The sequence below is a fragment of the Tenacibaculum sp. 190524A02b genome (assembly GCF_964036645.1).
In the GTDB taxonomy this organism is placed as follows: Bacteria; Bacteroidota; Bacteroidia; order Flavobacteriales; family Flavobacteriaceae; genus Polaribacter; species Polaribacter vairaonense.
This window is the reverse complement of sequence record NZ_OZ038525.1, coordinates 122842-143542: the sequence shown is the minus strand read 5'-3', so window position 1 is coordinate 143542 and position 20701 is coordinate 122842. Positions and strand designations below refer to the sequence as shown.

The following is a 20701-nucleotide window of genomic DNA, read 5'->3' as shown; positions in this document are numbered from 1 at the left end:
TAATTACTATGGATTTAATATTTCAAATTGCAGGAATCGGCTTAGGTTTAATCCTTTTCCTTATCATTCTTTATTTTGCACTTGTTGCAATGTTTTACAAAAAAGTACCTCAAGGAAAAGCTCTAGTTCGTACTGGTTTTAAGGGAGCAAAAATTGCTACTGACAAAGGCCTTTACGTTGTTCCTGTTTTCCATCGCGTTGAAACAATGGATATTTCTGTTAAAAAAATTGAAATTGAACGACTGGGATCTGATGGACTAGTTTGTAAAGATAATCTTAGAGCTGATATTAAAGTAGCTTTTTTTATTCGTATAAATGAAGATGTTAAAGACATTAAAAAAGTAGCTGAAACTATTGGCTGTGAAAGAGCTTCTCACATTGACACTTTAAAAGATTTATTTGAAGCTAAATTTTCTGAAGCTTTAAAAACTGTTGGAAAAAAATTTAATTTCACAGAATTATATGAAGCAAGAAGAAAGTTCCGTGATGAAATAAAAGATATTATTCTTGTTGATCTTAACGGATATGTACTAGATGACTGTGCTATTGACTACTTAGAACAAACACCAGTTTCTTATTTAAAAGCTGATAATATTTTAGATTCAGAAGGTATTAAGAAAATTACTGAGCTAACTGCTGCTCAAAATATCAAGGCTAACTTAATAAAGCGTGATGAGGAAAAAGTTATCCGTAAGCAAGATGTAGAAGCTCGTGAAGCTATTTTAGAATTAGACAAACAATTAGCTGAAAAAGAAGAACAGCAAAAACGTGAAATAGCCAACATTAAAGCACGTGAAGAAGCGGAAACATTAAAAGTTGCTGAAGAAGAGCGATTAAAATCTGAAAGTGCTAGAATTGCTACGGAAGAAAAAGTACAAGTTGCGGAAGAAAACAAACAACGTCAAGTTATTGTTGCTGAGAAAAACAAAATTCGTACAGAAGCTGTAGAGGCTGAACGTGTTGAAAAAGACAGAATGCTAGAAGCTACTGAAAGAGAACGTATTGTTACATTGGCACAAATAGAAAAGGAAAAAGTAGTAGAAGTTGAAAAGAAAAACATTCAAGATGTAATTCGTGATCGTGTTATGCTAGAAAAAGGCGTAGTTGAAGAGCAAGAAAACATGAAAGATATTGAAGCTTTTAAAACTGCGGATCGTGAAAAACAAGTTAAAATTACCATTGCAGAAGCAAATGCAGAAGAAGCTTTAATTAAAACTATTAAAGAAGCTGAAGCTCAAAAAGAAGCCGCAAAACAAAAAGCAGAAGAAATTAATATTGAGGCACAAGCTCAAAAAGAAGCTAGTGAAAAAGAAGCTGAAGCTAGAAAAACATTAGCAGAAGCACAAGCTAAAGAAGAAGCTACTATTGGGATGTCTGAAGCACAAGTAATGCACGCTAAAGCTGATGCACATGAACGCCAAGGATTGGTAGAAGCTACTATTATAGAGAAAAAAGCAAAAGCGGAAGCTGCTGGAACTTTAGCTAAAGCACAAGCTTTAAAAGAAGAAGGTATTGCTGAAGCAGAAGTTATTAAAGAAAAAGCCTTAGCTAAAGCAACAGGTGATAAAGAGATTGCATTAGCAGAAGCTGCTGGTATTGAAGAAAAAGCTGAAGCTATGAAGAAACTTGACGGTGTTGGTAAAGAGCACGAAGAATTCAAGTTACGTTTAGAGAAAGAATTAAAAGTAGATTTAGCACACATCAACGTTCAAAAAGACATTGCAGATGCACAAGCGCAGGTTATTGGTGATGCTTTAAAAGCGGCTAACATTGATATTGTAGGTGGTGAAACCATGTTCTTTGATCAGATTATTGGACAAATTACTAAAGCGAAAGGATTTGACAGATTAGTTCAACATAGTGACAATATTCAAGATGTAAAAGATGCTATTTTAGGAAGCGATGATGTAAAAGGGAATTTACTTGATAAAGTAAAAGGTTTTGCTACTAAGTACGGAATCTCTACTGAAGACATCAAAAACTTAACCGTTGCTAATCTTTTAATGGACTTAAAAGGAAAAGCTACTAATACAGATGATGAAAACTTATTCAGTAATCTTTTTAACCTAGCTAAAGGTTTAGGGTTATCTGACAAAAAGTTATCATAAAACTTAGACACAAGAGTCTAGATTTCCAGAAACTAGACTCTTTGTTTTTTCAATACAATTGATAAAACATGTTACTTTCTTAAAAAAGTCTTGTTTCTTTTTCTAAAAATCTTGATGCTAAAAAATATATATGGAAAACCAACATACATCTCAACAATTAGACGGTGGTACTTATGAAATTATTCAAGGTAGATTGCAAAAACAAAAGCAAAATCTACAAGAACGATTGCATGAGTTAAATGACGCAAGAAAACACGTTTTTGGTACCATAGAAACCAAATTAATTGCTAATGATAGAATTAATACCGAAAACAATTGTATTGCTAGAGATATTGTTTCTTTAGGTAATACTTCAATTTTTGGATACAACGTACACTTTGGGCTTAGAACCGACATTAAGCTGTCAGATGTATTTAGTATTTATGAATTCAAAGAAGGTCATTTTCAAGTTCAATCCTTAGGCTTGCTTAATGATGCTATTTTCTTGGATGACTTTACCAATCTTTATAAATACTACAGAAACACTATTTTTTCTAAGTTCGCTATTATTGGGAATTATTTATATATGATTTTCCAATTAAGTGAAAATAAAAACGACATTAAAGCTTTTAAATGGTTAATCAATGAAAATACACTTCAATATATTGATAATAGAAGTGAGCATGAATATAAGTTCCCTACTCAACATGAGTTTAAATGGCAAGAGGTAACGCGTGATATGCACCGTTATGGAACGCATTCTCATATTTCAATCTTAGACAAGATTTTTGTTGAAACCATTGGTGGTGATTTAACTATTAAAATTGAAGACAATACTGATGATGGTAGAGGTATTTTATCAGAACCTGTAGAACATGTTGATCAAACTTTAGATGATGGACAGTTTCGTTTTGGTGATTTAGGAAACTTAATTACACTGGAAGTAAAACCTTTTCAAGAAACTCCTCGTTATTTTGTTTACAACCACAAACTTCAAGAAGTACAAAAAATTGACAGTATAAAAGATACAGCTGTTCAATTACCAGATGATCAAGGTATTATTTTCCCTAATGGTTATTACCTACAAACTGGAGAATATAAATTATTTGAAAATGATGCTAAAGAAGTTAAGTTTCAAGAAAAAATAATTTCTCCTAATGGTGAAGATTTTTTATACGTTTTCTACGCAACTATCCGTGGACTATACATTTTAATGTCCTACAACATTATAGAACAAGAAGTAAAAACGCCTATTATTTGTAATGGTTTTACCGTATTAGAAAATGGAGAACTTTGTTATTTCCGTACAGAAAATGAACAGACCAAACACCATGTAGTTCAAATTTGGCAAACTCCTTATTTAAAAGGTGATTTAATGCCTTCACAACATCAAGATACCTTATTATATAAAATAGGAAACAAAGACATTGTTCGTGCTATGGCGGAATGTCATGAACTTATTGTATTACTTAATAAAGAAGATAATTACACAGGTTTATATAACGATATTGCTAAGATATCTAAAGATATTAATGATACTTATTATTGGCTTCCTGAAAAAGAAACACATGAACTTAATATTCCTATTTCTGAAATTAACAATGCCGCTAATGCCGCTATTGATGAATTTGAGAAAGTAGTTCAACTGAAAAAGCAAGCTGAGAAGGAAACAAATACCATCAACATCAAATCTGATGAATTATTTAGTAAAATAAAAAGTACTTCATTTAAATCGATAGATGATTTTGTACAATTATTAAGTCAACTACGTTCTTTGCGAGGCGAAGTGATTAGTTTGCATGACATTCGTTATATAAACACCCAACATTTACAAAGCTTAGAAGAGCAAGTAGCTGAACAAAATACACTTATTTCTAAACGATGCGTTCAGTTTTTATTAGATGATAAAGCATTAACCCCATACCATATTCGTGTTGAAGAGAAACAAGAAGCTTTAAATTCGATAAAAAAAGTAATTGATGCAAAGGCTTTAGAAAAAGAAGTCAATCAAATTACTGGTGATTTAGAAATGTTAATTGATATTGTTTCTAATTTAGAAATTGAAGACACTTCACAATCAACCAAAATAATAGATAATATTTCTTTGATTTTCGCTAGTTTAAATCAGTTAAAATCGGGAATCAAAAACACTATAAAAAGCTTAGGGAGTAAAGAAGCAAAAGCCGACTTTATAGCCCAACTAAAGTTAATAGATCAAAGCATTATTAACTATATAGACATGGCAAACACACCTGAAAAGTGTGACGAATTCCTAACTAAAACCTCTATTCAATTAGAAGAGTTAGAAGGTAAGTTTGCCGATTTTGAAGAATTTATTACCCAAATAATAGAAAAACGTGAAGAAATTCACAATGCTTTTGACGGAAGAAAAAACAGCTTAATTGAGCAACGAAATAAAAGAACCACTGCTTTACAAACAGCCTCTGAACGTATTATAAAAGGTGTTAACAAAAAAGCGTTATCGTTTACAACCGTTGAAGATATTAATGGATATTTTGCTGCCGACTTAATGATTAATAAAGTAAGAGACATTATTAATCAATTAAAAGAGCTTGACGATATTGGAAAAGCAGAAGCCATTGAAACCCAATTAAAAGTTGCTAAAGAAGATGCTTTACGAAAATTAAAAGATAAACAAGAACTGTATGAAGATGGTGATAGTGTTATAAAATTAGGCAAGCATAAGTTTGGAGTTAATAAACAGGTTTTAGACTTAACGATTGTATATAAAAACGAGCAGCTTTTTTACCATTTAACTGGTACTGACTTTTACGAAGAAATTAAAAACGATACTTTACTTAATTCTAAAAAGTATTGGAATCAAGAATTAGTTTCAGAAAATAACGTTGTGTATCGTTCTTCTTACTTGGCTTATAAATTATTTAAAAAATTTCCTGAAGAGCAATTAATCAATCTTTCTGAAAAAGAGTTACTGAGTTTAATACAAAAAGAAAGTAGTAATTTATATGCTGAAGGGTATGTAAAAGGTGTACACGATGTTGATGCTGCTAAAATTTTACATGTATTAACTCACAAACATCATGAGTTAGGCTTACTTACTTTTAAACCAAATAACAGAGCATATGCTCAGTATTTTTGGTACTCTTTAACTGAAGAAATACAGAAAAACTATAACGAAACTATTAAAGCCTCTGGAGAAGTACTACGTGTTTTTCCTAATAGTACTGCTTATGATTTTATTATTACAGATTTAAAAGATGCTTTGACTGCATTTGCTAAAGAGTCACAACTTTTTTCTGAGGAAAAAACAACATTAATAGCTACCTATTTATTTAATGAATTACAACTTAATGATACTTTTCAGGTGAGTACCGATGCAGTTTCTATTAAAGAACATTTTGTTAAGACCTTAGATAAACAAAACGCTTTACATAAGTTTAAATCCGGCATTCAAAAGCTTGAAAAATATACAGACAAGATTCAATTGGCTACCCAATGGGTTACTTCTTTTATTTTAGAAAAACAACCTACGTTACAACAATATATACATGAGGTTGTTTGCTCACTTTTATTTGAAGATCTTTCTATTTCTTCTACAGTAAGTGTGCATCCAACAACAACTATCAAAGATTTAAAAGGGAATCATACTTCAATAACAGATGGTAAGTTAGAATTCAATTACCATGAATTTATTGAAACTCTTAATCATTTCTCTATTACTGAAGTTAGTAATTTTAACACCTACAGAGAAGCAAAACACGATATAACCGAAGAATTAAAAGAAAACTTAAAGCTTGAAGAATTTAAACCTAGAGTCTTATCTTCTTTTGTTAGAAATAAATTAATAGATCAGGTATATTTTCCTATTATTGGAGATAACCTTGCCAAACAGTTAGGTACGGTTGGTGATAATAAGCGTACCGATAGAATGGGAATGTTATTATTAATTTCTCCACCTGGATATGGTAAAACTACCTTAATGGAATACATATCAAACCGATTAGGCTTGGTATTTATGAAAATTAACGGTCCTGCAATTGGACATGAAGTTACTTCCGTTGATCCAATGAGTGCAAACAATTCTGCTACAAGAGAAGAACTGAAGAAGTTAAATCTTGCTTTTGAGATGGGCGACAATGTAATGTTATATCTAGACGATATTCAACATTGTAATCCTGAGTTTTTACAAAAGTTTATTTCTTTATCGGATGGAACTCGTAAAATTGAAGGGGTTTATAATGGTAAACCTAAAACTTATGATTTACGTGGTAAAAAGTTTTGTGTAATTATGGCTGGAAATCCATATACCGAAAGTGGTGATAAATTCCAAATTCCAGACATGTTAGCCAACAGAGCAGACATTTATAATTTAGGTGATATTATTGGAGATACGGAACATTTATTCAAATTGAGTTTAATTGAAAATGCACTTACCTCCAACCCTGCTCTTCACCAATTAAGTAGCAAGTACTTTGATGACGTATATGCCTTAATTGATAAAGTTGAAAACAATACACAAGAAGTTAATTTAAAAGGAAATCATACCAAACAAGAAGTACAAGACTACACTGCTGTTTTAGAAAAGGTAATTACCGTTAGAGATACTATTTTAAAAGTGAATCAAGCATACATTCAATCTGCGGCTATGGATGATTCTTACAGAACAGAACCTTCTTTTAAATTACAAGGTTCGTATCGTGATATGAATAAACTGGTGGCTAAAATTGTTCCTATTATGAATGATGAAGAATTGCAACGTTTATTATTATCTCATTATGAAAGTGAATCACAAACCTTAACCTCGGCAGCTGAAGCTAATTTATTAAAGTACAAAGAACTCATTAATCAATTAAACACAGAAGAAACTGAGCGTTGGAATACCATTAAAGAGATTTTTATAAAAAACAACAAACTAAAAGGTTTGGGTAATAAAAATGAAATGGCACAAATATTAAGTCAAATGATGGCTTTTACGGAGAATTTAGAAGGTATTAAAGCAGTTTTACAAAAAGGATTAGAAAAGTAAATACCAAACTAAAAACTAGAAAATTAATAAATAAACACTAACAATAAACTACTATGGGATTTTTTGACCTTTTTAAAAGCAATAAAAATAAAGAAGAGAAGCACTACGACCCTACAAATATTAAAGTAACCGATCTTGAAAAAGGGTATTTACTAGATTATGACCTAGAAACTTGGACTGTAAAAAAAATGTCTGAATATGATTGGGGCAATAATTTCTTTACAAGAGAATTCACAATAGAATCTAAAGGAAAGATACGGTTTCTACATATTGAAGATGATAATGAGTTAATTATTACGCTTTCAGAAGAACTAAAATACAGAAAGTTAAATCCTACGGTTATTGAATACATTGAGCATAATGGAAAACCACCTAAGCAAATTACCCATCAAAATATTACTTATTATTTAGACGAAGAATCTCCTGGGTATTACAGAAATGTAGAAAATGAAAATTGGGAAGAGCTTATTTCTTTTGACTATTTAGATGATAATGAAGAAAAATGTTTAACCATAGAACAATGGGGAGATAATGATTTTGAAGTTACTTTTGGTAACATTATCAAACCTTTTGAAATTAGCAATATTTTACCTTCATACAACGAATAAACTATGCGCATTCTAAACTATTGTTTACTGGTAGTCATTTGTTTTTTAATAAACGCATGTGGTACTAGCAGAAAACCAAAATTTGTAAAATCTCCTATAGACCATATTATCACAAAATACATTGACAAAAACAATTACAGTGTCATTTTAGCAGATATGGATTACAAGGAAGATACTGATAAATACTTCCATAAGTACAGAATTTTAATTGAAGAGTCAAAACCACGCTTAACCAAAGAGCAGTTAAATGATTCTATTAACAAACCATCAGAAATAAAAATAGTCAATACTGACTGGAAAGAAGTTTCTCCTATCACTTTTGAAGAATACCAAAACGATTTAGGAATGACTATTTTAAGTAAAAAAGATGGCAAACTAGATAAAAACTCTGCTCCTGCTGGTGTAAATAATTATGTAGGAAACCCAAGATATGGTGAATGGAGAACACACTCAGACGGTAGTTCTTTTTGGGCATTTTATGGTCGTTACCGTTTCTTTTCTGATTTATTTTTTGGTCCTCGTTATTACGGCTATGGCTATGGATATCCTAGACGTGACTGGAATGATTATAACAGAAACTACCGTAATAAAAAATCTTATTATGGAGGTACTAGTAAATACGGAACTAAATCTAACCGAAACACCAATACCTCTTGGGCAAAAAAGCCACAATCTTTTAAAAGTAAGGTAAATTCAAAAGTTAGTAGAAGCGCTTCAAACCTTAGATCAAGAGGATATACTTCCAGTAAAAGCTATAGTAAAACTAGTAGAAGTAGCTCAAGATACAGCAGATCATCTTCTCGTTCTAGAAGTGGCGGATTTGGAAAATAACAACTAACTATTAAGACTTAAATATAGATGAAAAATCTAACCGAATATATAGATATTAACAGCTTTGCACATTCCTTAGGTTATGTACTTACCGCTTTTCTTATTTTTTATGTAGGCAAACTAATTTACAAACTACTAAACCCCAAAATCAACATCGTTAATGAGCTTGTTCATAAAGACAATTTTGCTTTTATCCTTTCGTATGTTGGCTATTTTGTTGGTTTAATCATAGTACTTGGCGGTGCTATTGTAGGAGAAAGTGCTGGTTTTTATACCGATTTATTTCACATTGGTTTATATGGAATTATAGGCGTTGTGTTACTACAAGTTTCCATTATTATTAGTAATAAACTAATCTTACCTAATTTCGATATAAAAAAAGAAATTATTAAAGATCAAAATGAAGGTACTGGCGTTATAGAAGCTTGTATTTATATAGCCAATGCTTTATTGCTTCATGGTGCACTTATTGGCGAAGCTACCAGTTTACAAGAAGGCATTCTTACTTTTATTAGCTATTGGGCTATTGGAAATATAATGCTTGTTATAGCAGCAAAAATATTCACGCTTTGGATTCGTTTTGATGTTCACGATCATATTGAAAAGGATAATATTGCCGTTGGTGTAAGCTTTGGCGGTGCTATACTTGCTATTGGTATTGTAATTATGAATGCTTTAATAGATCCTTTTATAGATTGGACTACCACGCTTATTGATGTTACCCTGCAAACTATTTTAGGAATTATACTACTTCCTATTATGCGCTTTTTAACAGACAAAATACTATTACCGGGTAGAAGCTTAACAGATGAAATTATCAATCAAGAAAAACCAAACATTGGTGCTGGATTAATAGAAGCCTTTGCCTATGTTGGTTCTGCTATTTTGATTACATGGAGTATATAAAAAACAATTCATTTGTATTAAAATCGGCAATATTTGCTACGGGTTTTGCTGGTATTGTAGCAGAATATGTACTCTCTACCTTAGCCACTTACTTTATTGGAAACTCGGTTTTTCAATGGACTATGATTGTTTCTCTTATGCTTTTTTGCATGGGATTAGGCAGTAGGCTTAGTCAGTATTTTAACAAAAACCTTATTAGAAACTTTCTACTATTAGAACTAGCCCTATCCTTAATCGTGGCTTTCTCTTCTGTTTTAGTATATACCCTAGCCGCCGTATCTTCTTATTACGATGTGGTTATTTATTTTTTAAGTATGCTAGTAGGTTTACTTATAGGACTAGAAATACCCTTGGTAGTTAGAATTAATAAAGAGTATGAAGATTTAAAAACCAACATCTCCTCTATTTTAGAAAAAGACTATTACGGTAGTTTATTAGGTGGTGTATTTTTTGCTTTTATCGGGCTTCCTATACTTGGACTTACCTATACACCATTTATTTTAGGTTTTATTAACTTTTTAGTAGCCTGTTTGGTCTATTATCGTTTTAAAGGTAAAATGCTACCTGCACAAACCAAGGCAATGTTGGTAATGATAGGCGCTGTTTTAGTTACCCTTACTATGGGAATGCGTTTTACGGATACTATTATTACTTGGGGCGAACAAAAGAAATACAAAGACAAAGTAGTCTATTCTGCCCAAAGCAAATACCAAAAAATAGTACTAACAGAGTGGAAAAATGAAAATTGGTTGTATTTAAATGGTAATTTACAGTTTTGTTCTATTGATGAAGAAATGTATCACGAGCCTTTGGTACACCCTATTATGCAAGTACATCCTAACCCACAAAAAGTATTAATTCTAGGAGGCGGTGATGGGTGCGCAGTAAGGGAGTTACTAAAATATCCTTCTGTTGACAAGATTGACATGGTAGATTTAGATCCAAACATGACGGATTTAGGAAAAAATAACCCTATACTTATCAATATTAATGAAGGCTCTATGAATAGTGAAAAACTTACCATTTATAATAAAGATGCTTATGTCCATTTAGAACAAGACAATCGTTCTTTTTATGATGTGATTATTATTGACCTTCCCGACCCAAGAAGTGTAGAGTTAGGCAGACTGTATTCACATGAGTTTTATACACTTTGTAAACGTAAGTTACGCCCTAACGGACTTATTATTACCCAATCTGGCAGCCCTTACTTTGCCACAAAAGCTTTTCATTGTATTGATAAAACATTGCAATCTGCTGGTTTTACTACTGTTCCAATGCACAATCAAATAATATCTATGGGAGAATGGGGATGGATTATCGGTACTAAGAATAAAAACATCTCAAAAGAACAACTAAAACAACGTTTACAAAATATAGACTTTAGTAATATTAGTACTAAATGGATTAGTAAGGAAGCCATGTTGTTAGTGACCTCTTTTGGTAAAAAAGATTTTTTTAAAATTGACATGAATGAAATAGAAGTTAACAAAATTCAAAATCCAGTTTTGTATCAGTACTACTTAAAAGGGAATTGGGATTTATACTAAAAAATGAAAAATGAATACTACCTACAAACATATACAGCCTAATATATATAATTTACAAGAATGGATTTCAGAAACCAATCCTGAAGTTTTAAAAACTACTTTTGAAAAGATTTTAAAACAAAGTAAGTTTACCATTTTAGCTTTTAATGAACATTACTTTGAACAACAAGGTTATACTTGTTTTTGGTTATTGGGCGAAAGTCATTTAGCTATCCACACCTTTCCAGAAAGTAAGAAAACATATATAGAACTAAGTAGCTGTAATCAAGAAAAATTGCAAATTTTTAAAAACTTGATGCAAGCATGAATACTAAGCAAAAACTAGTATTTTTCATTATAATTATTGCTATCTATAATGTATTAGTCTATAGTTTATTTCATATTGAGTCCAATCATGCAGATACCAATATCCATAATCTTCCGGATGCTTATTGGTATTCTATAGTAACATTAACCACTGTTGGTTACGGAGACTTCTTCCCTGTTACTTTTTGGGGTAGATTTATTGGAATTTTATTTGTACTAGGAAGCCTAGGTGTACTAGGTTATATTGTTACAGAACTAAGCTTAAAAATATCAGAATACTTAAAAAAAAGAGAAATGGGATACTTTGGAACAGACATGAACAATCATTGTATAATTATTGGATGGAATACGTTCTCCAAACAAGTAGCAGAGCAAATTATTAAAGCTAAGGAAAATTTGGCTATTGTAGTAGATAATGAAATTGATCTTAAATCTATTAAACAATTGTATTCTGATGATAATTGTTTTGTACTCTTAACAAGCCTCAACGATTATAAAAACCTAGAAAAAGTAAATATCAAAAACTCCAGAAGGGTTTATATTAGTTTTGAAAATGATACCGACACACTGGTTTACACCATTAGTCTAAAAAAACGATTTGAACGTATTCACTGTGTTGTAGCTATCGAAAACATTGAACTAAAGGCTTCTTTTAATTATCTAGGTGTTCAGTTTATTATCCCTAAAAAAGAAATTGTATCTAAATTTATTGCTAGTTATATTTTTGAACCCAATGTAGCTTTACTTACTGAAGATTTAATTTCAACTTCTAATGATAAAAGTAATTTAGATATTTGTGAAACAAAGCTTACAACACAACACCAATATGTAAATACCAACTATTTAGATACCTTTATTAATTTAAAAGAAAAGCACGGAATTACACTAGTTGCGCTGAGTAGAAATGATGAGCTTATAAAAAACCCTGAAAACGACTTAACGCTTCAAGAAAATGATATATTGGTTTATATTGCTAATGGAGAAAACAAACAGGTATTAAACTAGCTATGGAACATCAATTAAAAGATATTTTAACCAACATTCCCTTACTTACTAAAAAAATAGCTGAAATAAGTACTAAAAATAACATTGAACCAGAAACTCTTTTATTAGAAATGGTAAAGTTTTTAAACCTTATCCACCTAACTAATGAAAAACTGAGTCCGTCATTATTAGTAGACTTAGCTTGGCATGAGTTCATTTTGTTTACTAGATATTATCAAGAGTTTTGTTTAAAACATTACCAACGTTTTATTCACCATACCCCTAGTGAAAATGAAAATCCAACTATTTATCAAAACACTATCACACATTATATAAAACATTACAACCAGCCCCCAGAAGCTATTTGGGGAACCTATGCCACTAACCAATGGGAAGCTAGCAACTGCGGCGCTTGCCATAATTAAAAAAAGACTATATGTATTTAGAAGGAATTATTACTATTGATCCATCTCAATTAACAGAGATAAAGAAAGTGAAACCTACCAAAGCTTTTAAAAAGTTTTTCCATCATTTAACACTTGGTGTTATTTCTGATAAAGAAGAACGTGAAACGTTTACCGCTGTAGCTATACTACAACAACTAAATGCTACTTTTAGAAGTTTAAAAATAAACAACATTATTAAAATTTCTCATGATGATATTGATTTTTATCATGATAAAGATGGAAAAGAAAACGATTTAAAATTAGCATTAGACAAGTATGAAATTGAGGTAAACGAAGCAATGTCTATTCACTTTAAACAATTAAAACTTGTTTTAGAGCATGAAGATTACGATTTTAAATACTTGATAGAAATTGAAATTAACAGAGATCATAAAATAGGTGTGTATCCTATTATTATTAAAGTATCCGGGTTATTTAAAGAATTTAATACAAGTAACCCTAACGAAGCTATTAACCAAATAGTAAACTCTCAAGCGAATTTTGATCAATTTAGAGAGAAAAAAACAGCGAGTTTTGATTTCTTTTTAAATAGAATACAACTTGAATTAAAAAAACAAATAGCTACAGACGATATACAGACGTATATTAAAAACAAATACATATTACCTAAACAAAAGATAAATCATAAAAAAGATATTACATACAATACCAACCGTGGTGGTGTTTATGGCGGTTATTATGGTTTTGAAGATTATTTATTTTATAGTTTTATTTGGGCAGACATCATGCATCATCATGACAGTATAACCATTAACAATGCGTATTACGAAAATGATGCTGGAGAAGATTTAGGCTACGCTAAAGAATTAGAAGCTTCTAACGAGGTATTTAATAGCGATTCTGATACAGATTTAAGTAATACAAATACCTTTGAAGATGACCCTACTCCTATTAATGAGCCTCAAACCGAAGACAGCAGTAGTTGGTTTGACTTTGACTCTTGGGATAGCGATTCAGATTCTAGTTGGTTTGATTCTAGCTGTAGTTCTTGCTCTAGTTGCTCTTCTTGTTCAAGTTGCGCCTCTTGTGGTGGAGATTAATTTACAGCAACCTAAAAATACAATACTTACACATAGTACATTTATTAAATGCAAATAAAAAACAAACGAGATATTGAAGCACTAGATGCTAAACTAAAAAACGAACTTGGTATTGATATTTCAGAATATAAGAATGAAGAAGTAGTTGAAAATTTTGTAGAACTTTTACTATTTCCTAAGTATGTTATTAATTGGGGAATTAGACCTATTCTATTATCCTTTCTTGCTTTTATAGCTGGTTTTGCCTTTTTAAACTTAGTCCATGTTGAATATGTTATTTATACTGTTGTTGGGCTTGTTTTATTTTTACTTACAGGAGGTTTAATTGGCTTATTATTTCTATTCTGGAAAATAAAAAAAGATATTTGGGGTGTCATTGACTATTCTTTAAACATTACCAAATCTGTAGTAGAAGACCTAAACATTGTTAAAGGAAAAATGAATGAAGATAACCAAAAAGACCTATTACTTTTAGTATTTAAGGGGATTATCCATTTACTAACCATTCCACTTATTTCTCGTATTATTTCAGAAAAAATCCCATTAATAGGCAGAGTTTTAACTAAGTTTATCAATAAACTATTAACCGCATTATCTAACAAAATTAAATTTGAAGAAGTTAAATTATCAGAAGCTTTAAAGGAAGAAGAAAACGAAACTAAAGTATTAAACAAATACATACAAGCAATTACCAATACCTCTAATGGTTTAGAACATATAATGATTTCTACTTTTAGGCTTACCCAACTTCCATTTAAAGTATTATTAATCTTTACTCTTTCTGTACTTTGCTCATTTATCTACCTAATTCATTAACTGAATTATACTTGTAGCACAATAGTTTTAAGGTTAATTCTCTACAGACTATCATAAAATCACTTAAATCCTTCGATGTAAATAATCGGAGGATTTTATTTTTAACACAATACCTAATTACTAAGTAACATAAAAGCATTCCATTAATAATTACTACTATATACCTCAACTATTTATTAGGTTTTTATAATAAAGTATATATGTTTTTCTAAAAAGCTATACATGTTTTAAATAAACGCTCTATATACAATACATTGAGATAAATAAACGATTAGAGAACACTTCTTCAAATGAACTTTCTGGATGCAAGCATACGAGTATCTAATCTAAAAAGTTTAAAAAAAATTATTTAATGTAAGACATCGATGAATTAACTCTTGGCTATCGCCCTTGCGATTAAATTTTCTATTTTTACCAAAAAATACTTTAAAAATTGATATTAGCATTTGACACTTATTACTATGAAGACAAGGCTAAAACAGTTGGCATAGCATTTAACCATTGGCAAGATGAAGTAGAAACAACTATATATGAGGAAACCCTTAGTGATATTGCTCCTTATGTATCTGGGGAGTTTTACAAAAGAGAATTACCTTGTATTATGAGTCTTCTAAACAAAATTGACCTAACCAACTGTCAAGCTATTATAATAGACGGTTTTGTAGTACTAGATGATACTGATAAATTAGGTTTGGGTGGTTATTTATATGAGAAGTTACACAAAGAAATTCCTATTATTGGTGTTGCTAAAAATAATTTTGCAAATCTTAACAATCTTAAACGTGCTATATTAAGAGGCGAAAGTAAAAAGCCTTTATACATTAACGCTAAAGGTGTAGATTTAGATATTGCTGCAACTAATATTACAAGTATGTTTGGCAAATACAGAATTCCTGATCTTCTTAAAAAAGTAGATAGTTTGGGGAGAATGGTTTAAAAAACTGAACTCGTAAAAATTCTTATCCTTTTTTCTTACTTTTTATAATTACTCTTTACTTCATATACTCTTGCCAAACAACCAATACGTGCTTTTCTTTTACCACTAAAAAGCCATATTCATGACGGTATCATCTAAGTTATATTGCGTTAGTTTAGCGATTTAGTTTATAAATATACTTTAACATTTGATTTGCTTCGGTATTTTCCCATCGGGAAAATCCGTGAGTAATATTTTTCAGCTAATGTTGTAGGCAATTTTTTAATTTATTTCTTCAGTCAATGTATTCAAATAATTAATCATCTCTTTTAAGTTTTTTAGTTCATTTTCAGAACGTCTGTTATTCCAATAAAAAAAGTGACTTCCTATTTGATTTTGAATATAAGGGTTGTAAACTTTTTGAATTCTAAAATTTTTAATCGCTCTTGTTCTGATAATAATATTAATCAAGCGATTTTGCCTTCTAGGTTTTCCTAGAACTCTTATAGATTCATAAGCCATTCCTCCAAATTCAGGCATACAATAAACTTTTGCTCCTGGTCTAAATTGTTTATTCCCTCTTTTTATTTCTTTATTTTCCCCCCAATGGTGCTCATCAACAATATTTCCAACAATGCACCATTCAAATTCTCTATTATCGTATTCGGCTTTTGGTGATTTTGGCTTTATCCAATTTGATATTTTTTCAATTAGGTTCAATTCAATTACAGTTTTTTTTGGGGAATTGCATACAACAAAATAAATATAGCTCACCTTTACTATTTTTTCAATAATAAGTAAAATATTTAATAATGAACTACCCCGATGCAAATATAAGGGATATGAATTTTCAAAAAACCATTAGACACCAGATATACAAGGAATTAAACACTTGGCTATCGCCCTTGCGATTAAGTTTTATTATGAAATAGTTTTAGGACTACCTAACAGATTTTATACTATAGTAAAGATCTCGAAAACACCAGAAGCTCCCTATTGTTTTATCTAAAGAAGAAGCTAAAAGGCTTATACAAGTAACTAATAACTTAAAACACAAATGCATTTTAGCCTTATTATATTCTGGAGGTTTACGACGTAGTGAACTTATAAATCTTAAGATTAAGGATATTGATAGCAAAAGAATGGTAATTAAAATAAATGATGCCAAAGGAAATAAGGATCGATATACAATTTTAGCACACACTATTTTAATAGATCTTAGAAAGTATTATACAAAATACAAACCAAAAACTTTTCTGTTTGAAGGACTAGACGGTAAGCAATACAGCCCTACAAGTATTGCAAACATTTTAAAGAAAGCTACTCTAAAAGCAAAAATACAAAAACACGTTACCCCACATACTTTAAGACATAGTTTTGCTACTCATCTTTTAGAAAACGGAACAGACATTAGATATATACAAATTTTATTAGGTCATAATTCAACTAAAACAACTGAAAAATATACTCATGTAGCTACAAATAACTTTACTGCTATTAAAAACCCGTTAGATGTATGAAAATTTTTGTAATTTTATCCTTTAATATAATGGGGATAAACACCATTGTGTTTATTCCTTCGTTGGCGTGCATTACCAATAGACCTTAAAAAATGATTAAAAACCTAAAAATATCAAGCTCTATAAATCAATGGCATATTGAATATGACCCTAATGGATTTATTGATAGTGAAAATTGGTTAAATAATGCCGAAAAAACTGAGGATATGCTTCAACTATCTCACGTTTACGCAGACGGACCAGTAATTGATGTCGGATTCTATGGAGAGTTATATAAAATATTTGTAATCTACAATGAAAATTGGGAAGACCCAAAAGAAGTTTTTGAATCAAAAAATATGGATTTAATATCTGATAAAGTATATGAATTGATGGATAAATATGTTGGTGGATAAGTATGAGTAGGTCAAAAAAGAAAATAAGCGGGACGCAAACCGAAAGTTTCGGAGAATTATAAAGCAAAAAGTTGACTCTGGAAAAACTGAATTGCCTGAATTACGTGAAATTTCTAATGTTTGGAGCTTTGATAAAGATGGAAAAATATATAACTCTGAAATGACGGAAAAAGAGTTACGAAAATAAAACGACACGCCAACACGGTGTATAAAACATAGCTAATAAGTGCTTAACCGAAAGGTTTGTGTATATTTAAAAAGTTCGCCAAATTTTTAATTTGGCTTTTAAATAGAGAAAATTAAAAACAAAATATAAAAATTCGGCTCTGTGTTAATCCGAAAAGTTAGTGTCTTTTTGTACGCTACGTTCCATACACAAGTCTGTTACTTGTTACTTAAAAAATGAAAGAAAAAATAAAATTTATTGCTTTTATAATTATATTCATAATATTAGAATCTTGTTCGAATAAAAAACTAAATGGTCATTATCATTTGGAATGGGATTACAACAATAGTTCTTTTCAAATATGGAATATAAAAGATAACAAAATGGTTATCAATAAAGAGAATTGTTCCGACAATGATAATAACTGTTTTAGTTCTCATATTGAATTGACAAGAAATAGAATAATTGTTGACCCTTGGGTAGATTTCACTTTTGAGACCAACTATTCAATTGATAAGGATGGTGTAATATTAATGGAATCTCATAATGGTGTACTAAAATTAACTCCACATTCTAATTGTCAAACAAATCAAAATTATTTTTCTGAAAAAACTAAAGAATATACAAAATCATTTCAATTAATAGAGGAAACGATGACAGGTAAGTCTATCTTACCTTCAAAAAGAGAAAATGAGTTAATAGTTATTTTCGAAAAAGAAAATGAGAATTCAGTTTTGTTATTTAATGGAAATAAAATTACAAACTTAAAAGAAATTCCAAAATCAAACAATAAATCAATATGGTTGCATATAGACAAAAGAATACATTTAAATAAAGTAATACCAATAATACAAGAGCTTAAAATCAAAGAATATAAATTATATTTTTCAGCGTTATCAAAAAGAGAAAATAATGAACAAATTCAATTATTGACAAGAAATATTGAATCAATAAATAACTTGAATAATAAATATAAAGTTGATATATGTGAGTTCTGTGATAATCATAAAGTTAAACAAATAGAATCAACCCTGAAAGTTGAAATAATAGGACCTGAAAAATATTTTATTCAAGGAGACACTGTTGACTTATTTCAAACAAGAAACAGAATAGTAAGACATTTAGGTAAAGACAGAAAATCAAGGTTAAATACTCAAATTGAATTTTTGATTCCTCAAAGAACAACATTTGAAACATATTTAAGATTAATTGACGAAATTAATTTTGTTCACGTTGAATTAACAGAAATAATGAATTACCAAGGAAAAAATGATAAAGATAAAGAAGCTATACGAAACTACACACTCGATAGAAAGAATGAATTCCCAATAAGAATTACAGAAATAATAGAGAAACAATAAGTAACATTGGCTATGATTAATACGGGTTTTAGTTTTTAATCCAAAGTTTAGTGTATTTTTATAAAGTCGTAAAATCATTTTGATTTGACTTTTGAATAGAAAAAAATAAAAGCAAACAAAATGCTTCGTCTTAGTGCTGAATCTGAAAGCCTCCGCTTCCCTATTTCCGCACTAATCATAGCCGAAGCCGTTGGCAACAAGGCAAAAATGACCTACTATACTTTTCATCTTAATGATTCTGGAGCTTTAGAATACGAAATAGAAGTTGAAAAAGGAAATACTAAAATATTAGTATGTGAAATGTATGATGGAGATAAGTTTAATAATTTGAATGACATCCTTTTTTCTACACATTTTAATGGATATGTTTTAAATAATAAAGCTCTAAATATTTTCAAAGAATTAAACTTACCGAAGTACTCTATTTTATCAGCTTCAGTAAAGAGAAAAGAAAAGTTATTTAATATAATTCCAACTACAAAAAAATATAAATACAACTATTTAAAATTTGACAAAAAGAACTTTGAAAGATTTTATGAGTGGATTGACTTTGATAAAAGTGAAATATGGGTAACCAAATCAAAAAAGGAATTCAAAAAGCTTGATTCTCATCAAGAACGATTAGATTTTATAAAACAAAATGCGGAATTGAAATATCCTGAGAGTTATTCTTTTCTCTCAAAAAAGATTGTTTTTAAAAGTTCATTTGACAGAGAAATAGATCTGTTCAAAATCCCCTTTTACTCATCAGGGGTCTACATTTCAGAAAGGTTTTTTAATAAAATAAAAGCAAGTCAATTGACTGATGTACTCTTTGCAAAGAGTAAAGATGATATTGGAAAAGTATGGAAATCTTCTTTTCCGATAATCGAATTCACAAAATAGTCAGTTGGTAACAAGGTATAAAAAACATAGGGCATTTATGGCTCAATCGAAAGTCTGTGTTTTTTATAAAGTCACCAAATATAAAATTTGGCATTTACGAAAAATGATAAAAGCAAAATATTTATATTTGGCTTAGTACCAATCCGAAACGTATCGCTTATCACCTGCCCTACGTTTCTTATACTTAACGTTGCTCCCAATAATCCAATACCTCATCCTTGTTTATTAAGTGTATAAATTAAAAACAAGAATAGAGGCATTTAAAAACAACTTAAACACCTCTATATCAAAAGATCATTATTTCTTCCCAATAGCAATGAAAGAAAATTGTCGATCACTTGCAATGAATTCCCCATTACCTGTTAAGGCAGTAGCGAAACCTCTCTCCAAAAACGGAAAAACGATAACATCTGTGGGACCTTCTCCTTCTCCATACCCTGTTTGACTTCCTACAATTGCAGGAATTTCAGAAAAATTCTCATTAAAATCAATTAAATACTTGCCCGTTGATTGTTTTTTAACGGAAAACCCTGAACCTGATATTATATTACCGTCTGCTGAAATTGTACCAAAAATTGTGTTTGTTGACATGATTGAAATAAATTAATTTAGATCCCTACTCTTTTATATTGGCTTTTCGGGTTCCACCATTGATATCAAAAACTGATAATAGCTATTTAATCGAATAATTTGCTTTTGATTTGAATTCAAAACTAATTAATGAATGAGCGGTGTTTAAAAAAAATATAATAAGATGGGAGCTTTATGGCACAAGTACTAGAAAAGTTAGAACGAAAGATAAAAGCATAACTAAACATAAAAGAAGTTTTGTATTTTTATCAAGTATCGTAGTAA

General features: G+C 30.0%; 17 protein-coding genes and 1 pseudogene. 16 read left to right on the top strand and 2 right to left on the bottom strand.

Annotated features, from left to right (window positions below; genetic code table 11):
• The first annotated feature begins 8 nt into the window (after positions 1–8).
• The 12 genes from ABNT65_RS00610 (at position 9) to ABNT65_RS00555 (ending at position 15540) form a co-directional block, all read left to right on the top strand.
• Positions 9–2108, top strand: coding sequence for a flotillin family protein (locus ABNT65_RS00610; RefSeq protein WP_348737105.1), 2100 nt, complete (start codon positions 9–11; stop codon positions 2106–2108).
• Between the two features lie 130 nt (positions 2109–2238).
• On the top strand, positions 2239–7095 hold the full coding sequence (locus tag ABNT65_RS00605; protein ID WP_348746866.1) for a DNA repair ATPase: 4857 nt from the start codon (positions 2239–2241) through the stop codon (positions 7093–7095).
• Positions 7096–7148: 53 nt separating this feature from the next.
• A complete protein-coding gene (locus tag ABNT65_RS00600) occupies positions 7149–7703 on the top strand; it encodes a DUF4178 domain-containing protein (protein WP_348746865.1) in 555 nt (184 codons plus the stop codon).
• A 3-nt stretch (positions 7704–7706) separates the two neighbouring features.
• Positions 7707–8534, top strand: coding sequence for a hypothetical protein (locus tag ABNT65_RS00595; RefSeq protein ID WP_348746864.1), 828 nt, complete (start codon positions 7707–7709; stop codon positions 8532–8534).
• A 27-nt stretch (positions 8535–8561) separates the two neighbouring features.
• Positions 8562–9440, top strand: a complete 879-nt coding sequence (locus ABNT65_RS00590; RefSeq protein WP_348746863.1) for a DUF350 domain-containing protein — start codon at positions 8562–8564, stop codon at positions 9438–9440.
• Positions 9428–10990, top strand: a complete 1563-nt coding sequence (locus tag ABNT65_RS00585) for a polyamine aminopropyltransferase (RefSeq protein ID WP_348746862.1) — start codon at positions 9428–9430, stop codon at positions 10988–10990. The genes ABNT65_RS00590 and ABNT65_RS00585 overlap by 13 nt, the downstream gene beginning before the upstream one ends.
• 10 nt (positions 10991–11000) lie before the next feature.
• Positions 11001–11297 carry an S-adenosylmethionine decarboxylase family protein gene (locus tag ABNT65_RS00580; RefSeq protein WP_348746861.1) on the top strand — a complete coding sequence of 99 codons (297 nt, stop codon included), beginning with the start codon at positions 11001–11003 and terminating at the stop codon, positions 11295–11297.
• Positions 11294–12301 carry a potassium channel family protein gene (locus ABNT65_RS00575; RefSeq protein WP_348746860.1) on the top strand — a complete coding sequence of 336 codons (1008 nt, stop codon included), beginning with the start codon at positions 11294–11296 and terminating at the stop codon, positions 12299–12301. Before ABNT65_RS00580 ends, ABNT65_RS00575 begins: the two co-directional genes overlap by 4 nt.
• A 2-nt stretch (positions 12302–12303) precedes the next feature.
• Positions 12304–12705 (top strand): hypothetical protein, encoded by a 402-nt coding sequence (locus tag ABNT65_RS00570; RefSeq protein WP_348705615.1) that lies wholly within the window; start codon positions 12304–12306, stop codon positions 12703–12705.
• Between the two features lie 11 nt (positions 12706–12716).
• Positions 12717–13787 (top strand): hypothetical protein, encoded by a 1071-nt coding sequence (locus ABNT65_RS00565; RefSeq protein WP_348705613.1) that lies wholly within the window; start codon positions 12717–12719, stop codon positions 13785–13787.
• Between the two features lie 48 nt (positions 13788–13835).
• Positions 13836–14603, top strand: a complete 768-nt coding sequence (locus ABNT65_RS00560) for a hypothetical protein (protein WP_348746859.1) — start codon at positions 13836–13838, stop codon at positions 14601–14603.
• Positions 14604–15036: 433 nt separating this feature from the next.
• Positions 15037–15540, top strand: coding sequence for an endonuclease V (locus ABNT65_RS00555; RefSeq protein WP_348746858.1), 504 nt, complete (start codon positions 15037–15039; stop codon positions 15538–15540).
• Positions 15541–15801: 261 nt separating this feature from the next.
• Here the strand turns inward: ABNT65_RS00555 and ABNT65_RS00550 are convergent, their stop codons facing one another.
• Positions 15802–16239 (bottom strand): hypothetical protein, encoded by a 438-nt coding sequence (locus ABNT65_RS00550; RefSeq protein ID WP_348746857.1) that lies wholly within the window; start codon positions 16237–16239, stop codon positions 15802–15804.
• 187 nt (positions 16240–16426) lie between these two features.
• On the opposite strand from ABNT65_RS00550, the pseudogene ABNT65_RS00545 reads away from it, so the two are divergent.
• The 4 genes and pseudogenes from ABNT65_RS00545 to ABNT65_RS00530 all read left to right on the top strand — a co-directional run.
• A pseudogene (locus ABNT65_RS00545) lies at positions 16427–17039 on the top strand (tyrosine-type recombinase/integrase); the annotation flags it as partial.
• A gap of 92 nt (positions 17040–17131) precedes the next feature.
• Positions 17132–17434 (top strand): hypothetical protein, encoded by a 303-nt coding sequence (locus ABNT65_RS00540; protein WP_348746856.1) that lies wholly within the window; start codon positions 17132–17134, stop codon positions 17432–17434.
• Positions 17435–17836: 402 nt separating this feature from the next.
• A complete protein-coding gene (locus tag ABNT65_RS00535) occupies positions 17837–18961 on the top strand; it encodes a hypothetical protein (protein WP_348746855.1) in 1125 nt (374 codons plus the stop codon).
• 120 nt (positions 18962–19081) lie between these two features.
• A complete protein-coding gene (locus ABNT65_RS00530; protein WP_348746854.1) occupies positions 19082–19846 on the top strand; it encodes a hypothetical protein in 765 nt (254 codons plus the stop codon).
• Positions 19847–20143: 297 nt separating this feature from the next.
• On the opposite strand, the gene ABNT65_RS00525 is transcribed toward ABNT65_RS00530, so the two are convergent.
• The gene (locus ABNT65_RS00525; RefSeq protein ID WP_348746853.1) at positions 20144–20437 is read right to left on the bottom strand and encodes a hypothetical protein; all 294 of its coding nucleotides are present in this window, start codon (positions 20435–20437) and stop codon (positions 20144–20146) included.
• Between the last annotated feature and the right edge of the window lie 264 nt (positions 20438–20701).

Bases quoted from the DNA above. Each gene is read 5' to 3' on its own strand.
- ABNT65_RS00610 (WP_348737105.1), top strand. From the start codon at position 9: ATGGATTTAATATTTCAAATTGCAGGAATCGGCTTAGGTTTAATCCTT.
- ABNT65_RS00605 (WP_348746866.1), top strand. From the start codon at position 2,239: ATGGAAAACCAACATACATCTCAACAATTAGACGGTGGTACTTATGAA.
- ABNT65_RS00600 (WP_348746865.1), top strand. From the start codon at position 7,149: ATGGGATTTTTTGACCTTTTTAAAAGCAATAAAAATAAAGAAGAGAAG.
- ABNT65_RS00595 (WP_348746864.1), top strand. From the start codon at position 7,707: ATGCGCATTCTAAACTATTGTTTACTGGTAGTCATTTGTTTTTTAATA.
- ABNT65_RS00590 (WP_348746863.1), top strand. From the start codon at position 8,562: ATGAAAAATCTAACCGAATATATAGATATTAACAGCTTTGCACATTCC.
- ABNT65_RS00585 (WP_348746862.1), top strand. From the start codon at position 9,428: ATGGAGTATATAAAAAACAATTCATTTGTATTAAAATCGGCAATATTT.
- ABNT65_RS00580 (WP_348746861.1), top strand. From the start codon at position 11,001: ATGAATACTACCTACAAACATATACAGCCTAATATATATAATTTACAA.
- ABNT65_RS00575 (WP_348746860.1), top strand. From the start codon at position 11,294: ATGAATACTAAGCAAAAACTAGTATTTTTCATTATAATTATTGCTATC.
- ABNT65_RS00570 (WP_348705615.1), top strand. From the start codon at position 12,304: ATGGAACATCAATTAAAAGATATTTTAACCAACATTCCCTTACTTACT.
- ABNT65_RS00565 (WP_348705613.1), top strand. From the start codon at position 12,717: ATGTATTTAGAAGGAATTATTACTATTGATCCATCTCAATTAACAGAG.
- ABNT65_RS00560 (WP_348746859.1), top strand. From the start codon at position 13,836: ATGCAAATAAAAAACAAACGAGATATTGAAGCACTAGATGCTAAACTA.
- ABNT65_RS00540 (WP_348746856.1), top strand. From the start codon at position 17,132: ATGATTAAAAACCTAAAAATATCAAGCTCTATAAATCAATGGCATATT.
- ABNT65_RS00535 (WP_348746855.1), top strand. From the start codon at position 17,837: ATGAAAGAAAAAATAAAATTTATTGCTTTTATAATTATATTCATAATA.
- ABNT65_RS00530 (WP_348746854.1), top strand. From the start codon at position 19,082: ATGCTTCGTCTTAGTGCTGAATCTGAAAGCCTCCGCTTCCCTATTTCC.
- ABNT65_RS00525 (WP_348746853.1), bottom strand. From the start codon at position 20,437: ATGTCAACAAACACAATTTTTGGTACAATTTCAGCAGACGGTAATATA.